Origin of the sequence: Aureibaculum flavum (genome assembly GCF_016406085.1) — a bacterium.
Classification (GTDB): Bacteria; Bacteroidota; Bacteroidia; order Flavobacteriales; family Flavobacteriaceae; genus Aureibaculum; species Aureibaculum flavum.
Genome location: NZ_JAEHFJ010000012.1, coordinates 45,597 through 57,168, shown reverse-complemented (window position 1 = coordinate 57,168; position 11,572 = coordinate 45,597). Strand labels below are relative to the sequence as shown.

8 protein-coding genes are annotated in these 11,572 nt (G+C 32.0%); 3 read left to right on the top strand and 5 right to left on the bottom strand.

Features of this window, described 5'->3' with window-relative positions:
* Nucleotides 1-25: 25 nt before the first annotated feature.
* From JBL43_RS17940 to JBL43_RS17925, 5 genes are read right to left on the bottom strand one after another with little or no spacing between them, the layout of a single operon-like run.
* The gene (locus tag JBL43_RS17940) at nucleotides 26-3,187 is read right to left on the bottom strand and encodes a UvrD-helicase domain-containing protein (protein WP_198842768.1); all 3,162 of its coding nucleotides are present in this window, start codon (nucleotides 3,185-3,187) and stop codon (nucleotides 26-28) included.
* A gap of 28 nt (nucleotides 3,188-3,215) precedes the next feature.
* A complete protein-coding gene (locus tag JBL43_RS20495; protein WP_438839437.1) occupies nucleotides 3,216-4,631 on the bottom strand; it encodes a nucleoside recognition domain-containing protein in 1,416 nt (471 codons plus the stop codon).
* A gap of 9 nt (nucleotides 4,632-4,640) precedes the next feature.
* Nucleotides 4,641-5,405 carry a FeoB small GTPase domain-containing protein gene (locus JBL43_RS20490; protein WP_394344119.1) on the bottom strand — a complete coding sequence of 255 codons (765 nt, stop codon included), beginning with the start codon at nucleotides 5,403-5,405 and terminating at the stop codon, nucleotides 4,641-4,643.
* Entirely contained in the window at nucleotides 5,395-6,429 is a 1,035-nt protein-coding gene (locus tag JBL43_RS17930) for a metal-dependent transcriptional regulator (RefSeq protein ID WP_198842767.1), read from the bottom strand. Before JBL43_RS17930 ends, JBL43_RS20490 begins: the two co-directional genes overlap by 11 nt.
* Nucleotides 6,426-7,082, bottom strand: a complete 657-nt coding sequence (locus JBL43_RS17925) for a metal-dependent transcriptional regulator (RefSeq protein ID WP_117883926.1) — start codon at nucleotides 7,080-7,082, stop codon at nucleotides 6,426-6,428. The genes JBL43_RS17930 and JBL43_RS17925 overlap by 4 nt, the downstream gene beginning before the upstream one ends.
* Nucleotides 7,083-7,220: 138 nt before the next feature.
* Here JBL43_RS17925 and JBL43_RS17920 point away from each other — a divergent pair, with 138 nt between their 5' ends.
* The 3 genes from JBL43_RS17920 to JBL43_RS17910 all read left to right on the top strand — a co-directional run bounded on the left by JBL43_RS17920 (nucleotide 7,221) and on the right by JBL43_RS17910 (nucleotide 11,571).
* On the top strand, nucleotides 7,221-9,446 hold the full coding sequence (locus JBL43_RS17920) for a TonB-dependent receptor (protein ID WP_233098824.1): 2,226 nt from the start codon (nucleotides 7,221-7,223) through the stop codon (nucleotides 9,444-9,446).
* A gap of 82 nt (nucleotides 9,447-9,528) precedes the next feature.
* Nucleotides 9,529-10,680, top strand: a complete 1,152-nt coding sequence (locus JBL43_RS17915) for an aminotransferase class V-fold PLP-dependent enzyme (protein WP_198842765.1) — start codon at nucleotides 9,529-9,531, stop codon at nucleotides 10,678-10,680.
* A gap of 24 nt (nucleotides 10,681-10,704) precedes the next feature.
* Nucleotides 10,705-11,571, top strand: coding sequence for a hypothetical protein (locus tag JBL43_RS17910; RefSeq protein ID WP_198842764.1), 867 nt, complete (start codon nucleotides 10,705-10,707; stop codon nucleotides 11,569-11,571).
* Nucleotide 11,572 lies beyond the last annotated feature (1 nt).

Here is an 11,572-nt window from a genome sequence, read left to right as displayed (position 1 = left end):
GACAATTTAATTTAAAATCAAGTTATTATAAAACCTCTTCTACTGCGATAGCTTCATCTATATAAACCAACATTTTTTTAGCAACAGTATAGCCTAATTGTGATACAACATTAGCATAACTATTCAGTTGATGATGGTATTTTTTTTCTGGTTTTCCTGTTTTATAATCGATAATTGTGGCTTTATTCTTTTCATCAATTACCAAGCGATCGGGAATGATAATCTCACCTAATTCTGTAAAGATCTCACGTTCGTTATAGACTGTATTGTTCTGCTGGTAATAACTTTCTAAACTTGGATGTGATACGATTTGATGGATTAAACCATTAATTGTTTCCTTATCACTCGCAATAATATTCCCTAAACTCACATATTTTTGAATAACCTCTTCAATATCATCTGCCGTTTTGATCTGAGCCATCAATTCGTGAATTAAATTACCATATTTAATAGATTCACCTCGCTCACTATCCCATAATAATGAAGAATTTGCCACAATAGCAATGTTATGCGATTGCCAAGAAGTACTCATTAATTGATTGAATTGTACCGTGTTTTTCTTGTCCTCAGGCTTAACAGAAACTCTTTCTTTATTTCCGAAAGTATATTCCGTTTTAGTCTCACTCCACTCCCCTTTTTTATCTAGAAAATCCATTAAAAACTGAGAAGAAGTGGCAGGTTTATCCTTCAGCGTTTTTTGCTCTCCAATAATATATAATTGCTCAATGGCCCTAGTAAAAGTTACATATAGCAAATTAATATTGTCTAATTCTTTTTCATTTCGATAGGATTGATACAACTGCTGACCTAGTTCGCCAATATTCTCTAACGATTTACTCTGATTGACCAATAAAGTCTCAAAATTATTAAAGTCTTCAGGGTTTTCAATCGAATACCAACCTTTAGACCCCATATCTCTATAAATATCTAAATCGAAAGGAAAAATAACTACTGGAAACTCCAGTCCTTTAGACTTATGAATGGTCATAATCTGAACGGCATTTTTTTCTTCAGGCACTACGATACTGAGCTTATCTTTTTTATCTTTCCAAAATTCTAAAAACGCTCGAGTATCTGTTGATTTTTTTAGTGAATATTTTAATACCTCATCTAAAAAGAATTGTAAATAGGCATCAGAAGTTTCATTAAAATGAACGCTTCTTAAAATATACTCAACACTTTCATAAAGTGGTAATTGTCCAATTTCTTTAGGGTCAAAGTCAATTTGAAAATCGTTTAAATACTGAAATAACTCTACGACAGACAAGTCAATTAATTCTTTAAAAAACAAGTGCTTATCACTAGTCACACCTAAATGATTATATAAAAAATAGAGCAGATTAAACTTAGCCTCTTTATCGTTGTTATTTTGAAGATAGGTTAATACATCAATCACATAATTAACCTTTTCAGAATTCTGTAATAACAACGTTTCTGAACTGATAATATCGACATTATTTTCTGTTAAAAAATTGGCAATAGCAACACCATGCTTCTTTGTTCTTGTGAGTACACAAATTTCATTTAATTGAAAATCTTCCGCTGCATTTTTAATAATCTGTAGTACTTTTTCTCCGTAAGCCAACTCCTTTTCATCAGCAACTAAGCCTTTTTCAACAAAAGATAACGAAACATACCCGCCCACTTTATTGGTTTGTTGTTGCCTATTCTCATTAAAGTAAATATCCTTGTAATCAACTTCATTAAAATAATTAGAAATGTATTGAAAAAAGTTGTTGTTAAAATTAATAACCTCCGTATAGCTTCGATAATTCGTTTCTAAAGACCGTAACTCTTTTTTTATATGAAAAGGGTTATGAGCATGCGTATCTCCATCTTGAGCCAATTTTAGGAACTGCTCTGGCTCACTTCCTCGCCAACGATAAATGGACTGTTTGGTGTCACCCACCAAAAGCAATCCGGTATGTTCTTGAGACAAAGCGTTTTTTATTAACGGAATGATATTATGCCATTGCAGCAAGGATGTATCTTGCATTTCATCAATAAAATAATGCTTGAATTTTTCACCAATACGCTCGTAAATATAAGGTGCCGGTTGATCTTGCAAATTTTTACTTATAAGCTGATTAAACTCAGCATTTAAGCGAATATTCTTTTCTTCTTTTATCTCGTTTAAGGTCTTGTTAATACGACTTAATACGGCAAGTGGAATTAAGTTCTTAAGAAAAAGTTGCTTTAAAATATATTCTTGATATATTTTTTCAGACTCAAAATACAAAGAGCTTAATTCAGAGGCTACGCCATCAATGGCTGCTTTTATATCAGGTGATTTTGATTTTGCATAAAACTCTTGATTCGTTACCTTTTCTCTTAAGCTATTTACATTAAAAAATTTAGCCTTTTCTAAATTGTAAGCTATATTTTTAAAATGATTGGGTAACATTGACCTAAAAAAGTCATTGAAATTTAATCCCAAATTTTCAATAATTCTTATACCTTCTTCACCAATTGACTTGAATTGGCTTTCTAGTAATTTTTGATCTTTAAGTAACTGATTTTTTAAGTCAATAAAATCTTTTATTGGTTTTTCTTGAATTTTTTCGAGCTGTATTTTATCATTTTCATTCAATAATATTTTGGCAATTTCTTTTAGTTCTCGTGTTATATCCCACGACTTATCATCATCTGTTTTCTGTAATGCAAAATCGATTAAAATGGTTGTTAATTCAGCATCTTCACCAATTTGAGAAATCAATTGATCTACAGCCTCGTCTAATAACGAATTGGCATCCATTTCAACATCAAAATTAAGCGACAGTCCCAAATCATGAGCAAAACTTCGAATTAACCGATGTGTAAAACTATCAATGGTGGTTATATTAAATGCAGAATAATTTTGAAGAATAGCATTTACTACTTTTTTGGAGCGTTGATGTAATGCAATATCATTTACAATTACTCCTTCCTTTAAAAAATCAGCTTCTATTGTCTTAAAAAGGTCTGTTTTATTTTTTAAAATATCAGGATTAGAAAATGCTCTTAGATTTTCTATCACCCTAGTTTTCATTTCTGCCGCTGCCTTATTGGTAAAGGTTACGGCTAAAATATGTTGAAAACGATACGTCTCTTCCGTTTCTAATAAAATCTTTAAATAAGACTTTACAAGCGTAAATGTTTTACCACTTCCTGCGGATGCATTATAAACTTGAAATGTTGATGGTTGCAAATCGATTTTTTTATAAAAGTATATTATATCAAAACAATCGCCAAATTTGTGCAACTAAAAAAGTAACTACAAAACCCATAATTACTGGTAAAAGAGTAGCCACAGTTGTCCATTTTAAACTATTTGTTTCTTTATATATGGTATAAATAGTTGTACTACACGGATTGTGCAACAAGCTAAATAACATCAAATTAACCGCTGTAAGCAAGGTCCAGCCTCCTGATCGTAATAAATCGCCTGTGGCATTTACTGAATCTAATTCAAACATAACTCCCGCACCTTCACCTCCTGTAACACCAGTAACTAAAACAGTTAACATCAAAATAGTTGGTATAACAATTTCATTTGCTGGAATAGCTACGATATACGCCAATAAAATGACTCCATTTAAACCCAGTAGAAAACCAAAACTATCTAAAGAATCTATTGTCCAAGCGGCAATACTTTCATTACCTATATAAATATTCGAGATTAACCATATTACCGCACCGGCCGGAGCTGCAAAAACAATAGCTCTCCATAAAACAATTAAAGTTCTGTCAATTAATGAAGTATAAATTGTTTTTAATACTCTTGGAGGACGATAAGGTGGTAATTCCAAATTAAAAGTGGAAACCTCTCCTTTTAACACCGTTTTCGTTAGAGCCCATGATGTTAAAAACATAAAAAATATTCCTAAAATTGCAATTCCAATAACCGCCGACATAGAAGCAACGGTAGAAAGTGAAGAAGGAACTACGGCACCTATAAAAATGGTAGCTATTAATATCTGAGTAGGCCAACGACCATTACATAATGAAAAATTATTAGTAATAATTGCAATTAAACGTTCTCTTGGACTATCAATAATTCGTGTTGCTACTACTCCTGCAGCGTTACAGCCAAAACCCATACTCATCGTTAATGCTTGTTTACCATGAGCTCCAGATTTTTTAAACAAATAGTCCATATTAAAGGCTACTCTAGGCAAATAACCAAAATCTTCAAGCAATGTAAATAAAGGAAAAAAGATAGCCATGGGTGGCAACATTACAGCAATAACCCATGCGACAGCTAAATAAACACCATCAATTAAAAATCCGTCTAACCACCACGGCATTCCTATACCCGCTGCCAATCCTTTTAAAAAGGGATGAACAATATCTAGCAATACATCAGCTAACATAGCTGATGGGTAATTAGCACCTATAATTGTAATCCATAATATCAAAGCCAACACTAAAAACATGATTGGAAATCCCCACGTTTTACTCGTTACAATTCTATCAATCTTCGCATCTAAACGAAACTTTTTCTTCTCATTATCTTTGCTTACTGATGCATTTGAAATTTCAGAAGCATCAGCATAAATACCTTCTGCTAAACTATCGTGAAAATCGTCGCCGATTTTCCAGCGTAAATCTGAAGATAAGGTTATTAAATTTTCTATCTCGTCTTTATTCATTTGTTATTTTTAAGCAAATTCACCTGTTTTTAACGCTTTTATAATACGATTATCACCTTCTAACAATCTAAAGGCAATCCATCGACTATTTGGTATCGTTGGAAACTGTTTTTTTATCTCTGTACTCAACTTTTCAACAGCATCTTCAATTTTTTTGGGTACATTTTTTATTCTATGTGGTTTACAAATTATTTTTCCTGAAGCCACTTCGCTAATCGTTTGTATTAAATCAGGAATCCCTTCGTTAAACCGAGCACTTGTTGGCACCACAGGTATTCCCAAATCTCTAGAGAGCGTTCTTTCATCTATTTTAATGTTATTTCTTTTGGCCTCATCCATAAGGTTTAAGCATAACACTGCTTTATCTGTAATCTCTAATATTTGTAATACTAAATTTAGATTTCGTTCTAACCTACTGGCATCTACAACAATTACAGTTACATTAGGCTTTCCGAAAAGAATAAAATCTCGTGCCACCTCCTCATCTTGCGATGTAGATAATAGTGAATAGGTTCCTGGTAAATCAACCAATTTAAATTTACTGTCATTATACTCAAAAGCACCTTCGGCTCTAACCACCGTTTTACCTGGCCAATTTCCTGTATGTTGACGCAAACCAGTTAATGCATTAAAAACGGTACTTTTTCCTGTATTTGGATTACCCGCTAAAGCGACTACATAGTCAATATTATCTGTATGAACGCCTAACTTTTTTAATCCTTTCGCATTAAATTGCGGGCAGGTTTCACAAGCACTATTTACTTTATTTTCCATTTTCTATACCCTTTTTGATGAGAATTTTAGAAGCTTGATCATGCCTTAAAGCAATGCTGGTGCCTTTAATTAAATAAGCAATAGGATTACCAAAAGGGCTCTCTAAATCAATGCTTATTTTAGCACCCCTTACAAATCCTAAATCCAATAATCTTCTTCTGCTATCTCCTCTACTTTCTTTTGAAATTCCTATAATAGAAGCCTCTTCATTATCTTTTAAACTAGATAATCTAGCCATATTCTCTTCTAATGATTCTTCTTTTTCAAGAAGCGTAATGGTAATATTTGCCGCAACTATTGGAGCTAAAACAAACTCTTGGCCTTCCGCATAAAAAACCACGCGTTCTTTATTATTTTCTATAACTCTTATTTGAGAACCAATATGAATTTTCTCTGCAAGTATTTGTTTGTAAATTACATCAGGCTCATCTTCTATATGCACTATTCTACCAACAGAACCAACTTTTAAAGATGACAAAAATTCACCTTCTAAATCAGCCACTTTTCCCAATTTGGTGGGAATAGGATCTCCATGTGGATCATATTGCGGATTTCCTAAATGTGTGGCTAATAAATCGGTTTCCTCATGGCTCAATTTATGCTCCATATCTTCTGCTCGATCGTGCCACTCCATTTTATCAAAACCTGTTTTTTCAGCTAAATATTTTTCCCAAAGCCTATGCACTCTAACAATTCGCAATGCATAATCTCTACCAGAATCCGTTAATTTTAAATTTTCGCCATCAAAGGTTAACAATTCAATAATTGTCATTTTTTTAATAACATCAACTATGGTTCTTTCATCAAATTTCAATGAATTACTTAGCTGATGTAAATTCATATCTTTTCCGGCATTCTCCGTGTGATATAATTGTTTTAAAACATCTTCAATAACTATTTTTTCGTTTGATTTTAAATTATTCTTAATGACCCAAAACCATCCTGATTTTGGTCTAAACAATAAATATGATATCAGAACCAGTCCGAAAAATATTAATAATGCATATGTTGGATTGTAATTCATTTTTTTATTAAATATAAGTTATGAGCCGCTTTTTGTGAAATTAACATCTCCTTTTTTCCAACTTTAATCGTTAAAGAATTATCAAAAGGCTCTTTAGCAAGTACCGTAATTTTTTGACCTATTGCAATCTCGTTTTTATCTAAATATCTTAAAAATTCGTCTGACGAATCTTTAACTCCTAACAAAGTACTTTCTTGGTTTACCTCTAAATAAGACAATTGAATTTTTTCCCTTTTGGTAATGTTACCATCCTTATCTGGAATAGGGTCCCCATGTGGATCTATCGTTGGGAAATCCAAAAATTCATCAAGCTTATCCACCAAATCGTCTGACTTTATATGCTCTAACTGTTCTGCAATTTCATGTACCTCATCCCATGCAAAATCTAATTTATCTACTAAAAAACATTCCCATAAGCGATGTTTTCTTACCAAATAAACTGCAATTCCTTTTCCCTCTTTAGAAAGTTGAACACCTTGATATTTTTTATAGACTACCAATTTTTTATCAGATAACTTCTGTACCATATCCGTTACAGATGATGCTTTGGTATTCATTTTTTTTGCAATAGCATTGGTACTAACTCCTTTGGGCTCAAGAAGCTCAAGATGATAAATCGATTTTAAATAATTTTCTTCAGAAGAACTAAGCATATAATAATTTTGACTATGCAAATATACGTTTTTAATTTTATTAAATATATTTTTAGTCAAACCTAAAAATATATTTATATTTGTCAAAATATTAATATACAATTACCAACTATGTTTAGAGTATTTACCCTTATTTTTATGATACATACTGCCGCTTTATTTAGTCAAACCAGTACTATTTCGGGATTAATCACTAGTAATGATGGGCCTTTACCTTTTGCAAATGTTTATTTATCTGACTCAAAACAAGGTGCTGCAACCGATAAAAATGGATTTTACACCATAGTGAACGTTAAGGAAGGTTCATACACTATATTTGTTTCCTTTTCAGGATACGGTACCGTAAAAAAGAAAATAAATGTTACCAATACTCCATTAAAAATAAACTTCAATTTAAAAGAAGACAATTCTTTAGAAGAGATTGTAGTCACTGGCACATTAAAGGCCGTAAGTCGATTAGAAAGTCCCGTACCAGTTGAAGTTTACACGCCTACTTTTTTTAAAAGAAACCCTACCCCAAATATTTTTGAAGCCTTACAGAATGTAAATGGAGTACGGCCACAATTAAACTGTAATGTTTGTAACACAGGTGATATTCATATTAACGGATTAGAAGGTCCGTACACTATGGTTTTAATTGATGGAATGCCAATAGTTAGTGGATTGTCAACAGTCTATGGATTATCTGGAATTCCTAATTCATTAATTGAACAGGTAGAAATTGTAAAGGGACCTGCGTCCTCTCTATATGGTAGTGAAGCTGTTGGTGGACTCATAAATATAATTACAAAAATACCTGAAAATGCTCCTCAATTTTTCTTTGATGGAAATGCCTCATCATGGGGTGAAATAAATGCTGACTTTGGATTTAAATCAAAATTAGGAAAAAAAGCAACAATGCTATTTGGAGCAAATTACTTTAACTATAGCAATCCTATTGATAACAACGACGATAACTTTACAGATGTAACTTTACAAGATAGAATTTCACTATTTCAAAAATGGGATTTTAAACGCAAGGATGACAGAGTTTTTTCAATTGCTGGTAGATACTTTTATGAAGACAGATGGGGTGGTGAAATGGATTGGAATAAAAGCTACAGAGGAGGAAATGAAGTTTATGGTGAGAGTATTTACACCTCTAGATTTGAAGTTTTGAGTAAATACCAATTACCCATAAAAGAAAAAATGATGCTTTCATTTTCCTATACCGATCATGACCAAAATTCTGTTTATGGCGACGTTGCCTATTTAGCTCAACAACGTATTGGTTTTGGACAATTAACATGGGATAAAAAACTCAACAATCACGATATTTTAATGGGTGTTGCTGCACGGTACAATTATTATAATGACAATACTCCAGCAACTAATAAAGCGGATGAAGTTACCATTCCTTCATTATTTCTTCAAGACGAAATAGCATTTAACAAAAAGCATACCCTCCTTTTGGGTGCTAGATATGATTATGACAGCCGACATGGTAATATTTTTACACCAAGGTTAGCCTATCGATTTAAACCTTCTGAAGAAGCTATAATCAGACTAAATGCTGGTACAGGTTTTAGAGTAGTGAATTTGTTTACTGAAGAACATGCAGCACTAACAGGTTCACGAGAGGTTATTATTACTGAAGACTTAAAACCAGAACGTTCTTACAATGTTAATCTTAATTTTCTTCAAAAATTCTATACTAAAAATGATATCATCTTTTCAGTAGATGCTTCTGCATGGTATACTCATTTTACCAATTTAATTTTACCAGATTATGATAGCAATCCAAATGAAATCATCTATAGTAATCTTGATGGACATGCAACTACAAAAGGTTTAAGTGCAAATGTTGATGCTGTTTTCAGCAACGGATTAAAAGTAATGGCAGGTGTTACTTTTCAAGAGGTATCAAAAACTGAAAATAATATAAAAACCAACCAGATTTTAACGGAAAAGTTTACCGGAACATGGTCAATATCCTATAAATTTTTCAAACCAAATATCATTGTTGATTATACAGGTAACATTTACGGACCAATGCGATTACCTCTTTTGAGTGATTTAGATCCTCGAAATGAATACTCGCCAGCTTGGAGCATACAAAATATTCAATTCACTTATGATGGATTTAAAAACATAGAACTTTATGGAGGTGTAAAGAACTTATTAAACTGGACACCAAATAAAGGAAATCCCTTTATAATTGCCCGTGCTAATGATCCTTTTGATAAAAATGTACAATTTGACCCAAATGGTAATGCTGTAGCCACAGCCGATAATCCGTATGCCCTAACTTTTGACCCTGCTTATGTTTATGCACCGAATCAAGGAATAAGAGGTTTTTTCGGGCTCCGTTATTTATTACATTAATTTTTTACCTATTTTTGATTCAGTAGAAACAATCCAGCACATACATCGGTATTCCGTTTTATAGACATCAATTCTTTATTTCATGCTAACAAATCAAAAATCATTATTTAACCTTCCTGAATCCATAACTTATCTTAACGGGGCTTACATGTCTCCGCAATTAAAAAGTGTTGAAAAAGCAGGACATGACGCAGTATCAAAACAAGGATTTCCTCATACAATAGGTGTTGACGATTTTTTTAATGGTCCAGAAATGCTAAAAAAAGCTTTTGCTGAACTAATTGATGTGCCCGATTTTAACAATACAGCAATAATTCCTTCCGCCTCGTACGGTTTAGCAAATGCCGCTAATAATGTAAAACTTGAAGCTGGTGACGAAATTATAATAGTAGATGCTCAATTTCCTAGTAATGTTTATGCTTGGCAAAAAGTAGCTGCCCAAAAAAAAGCAACAATAAAAGTAATTGCTACTCCAAAAAATCTCACAGAAAAAGGTAAAGCGTGGAATAAAAATATATTAGATGCCATAAATAAAAAAACTGCTGTGATTAGTTTAGGTCCAATTCATTGGGCAGATGGTACAATATTTGACTTAATGGCAATTAGAGAAAAATCAAAACTGTATAACGCAGCATTGATTATTGATGGCTCACAATTTATTGGAGCCGCTCCATTCTCCGTTAAAGAAATAAAACCAGATGCCGTCATATCTGTGGGTTACAAATGGCTAATGGGCCCTTATGGATTAGGTATGGCCTATTATTCTGACGATTTTAACGATGGCGAACCGCTTGAAAATAATTGGATTAACCGTTATAAAAGTGAAGACTTTACACAATTGGTAAATTACAATCCTGGCTATCAACCAAAAGCAGGACGCTATAATATGGGGGAATGCAGTAATTTTATTTTGGTTCCGATGTTAACTGAAAGTATTAATCAACTATTGAAATGGCAACCTGAACATTTTCAAAATTATTGCCATTCTATTTCTAAGAAAGGAGTTTCTGAACTAAGAAACTTAGGATGTATTATTGAAGATGATGCTTATAGAAGTAAACATCTGTTTGGTGTTTATTTACCTGAACATATTCAATTACAACAATTAAAAACAAAATTTAAAGAGGAACAAATTCATGTTTCTTACCGTGGTGATGCCATTAGAGTTTCACCAAGTGTTTATAACTCTGATGATGATTTTCAAAAATTTGTAAGTTGTTTTAAAAACAAATAATAGACCTGAAATTTACCTTCTTTTATGAATTTTTCTAAATACGAAGCACAAAATCATTCAAACCCAACATCTGCAATATTGGGATTTTTCTTTATTTTTTTAATATCAGTATTTCTAGGTTGGCTTTATAATCTGACATACTTAATACCAATTATATATTTTAATTTTTTTATAACTGTTGGATTAGGATTTACTGTAGCATTTTCTATTCAAATAACCGGTAAAATATTTAAAATTACAACAAGAACAAGAAGACTTTATTTGACCCTTTTTTCGTTAATTATTGTTTATTATTCACATTGGATTGCTTTTATACTATTTACTCTTTCAGGCAGTATTCCTAACCTAAATGAATTTACTAGCTATTTCTTTTATCCTAATAACTTCTTTTCAATAATTGCTGAAATAAACAAATATGGCACATGGTCTTTAGGCAGTATGGATGCTCCAGTAAATGGGTTAATACTTACCGCTATTTGGATCGTTGAAGCTCTAATTATTTTCTTTATAGCAATCAGATACACCTTATTATTTCCTGAAAACCCATATTCGTTAAAATTCAACAATTGGTATACTAAACTAACTTTAGATTTTGATTTTAATTCTTTTTATACAGAAGAAAAAATAATTGCAAACCTAAAAGAACAAGGTATCGATTTGATTAGCAATGCTGAAAAAGGATTGGCTTATAAACATTCAAAAGTTTCTATCTTTTTTCTTAAAAATGAAGAAAATCAATATCTCTCAATTGATAACATTTTTATAGAGGTAAGAAATAAATCTAAAAAAACAATAACGCCAATGTTAAGTCCAATAAAAATTACGAATACTGACGCTCAGCTATTAATCACCAAATTTGGAACTAAAAAGGCCTTTTATTTCGATTTTTAAG

Bases quoted from the DNA above. Each gene is read 5' to 3' on its own strand.
- JBL43_RS17910 (WP_198842764.1), top strand. From the start codon at position 10,705: ATGAATTTTTCTAAATACGAAGCACAAAATCATTCAAACCCAACATCT.
- JBL43_RS17920 (WP_233098824.1), top strand. From the start codon at position 7,221: ATGATACATACTGCCGCTTTATTTAGTCAAACCAGTACTATTTCGGGA.
- JBL43_RS17930 (WP_198842767.1), bottom strand. From the start codon at position 6,429: ATGAATTACAATCCAACATATGCATTATTAATATTTTTCGGACTGGTT.
- JBL43_RS17915 (WP_198842765.1), top strand. From the start codon at position 9,529: ATGCTAACAAATCAAAAATCATTATTTAACCTTCCTGAATCCATAACT.
- JBL43_RS20490 (WP_394344119.1), bottom strand. From the start codon at position 5,405: ATGGAAAATAAAGTAAATAGTGCTTGTGAAACCTGCCCGCAATTTAAT.
- JBL43_RS20495 (WP_438839437.1), bottom strand. From the start codon at position 4,631: ATGAATAAAGACGAGATAGAAAATTTAATAACCTTATCTTCAGATTTA.
- JBL43_RS17925 (WP_117883926.1), bottom strand. From the start codon at position 7,082: ATGCTTAGTTCTTCTGAAGAAAATTATTTAAAATCGATTTATCATCTT.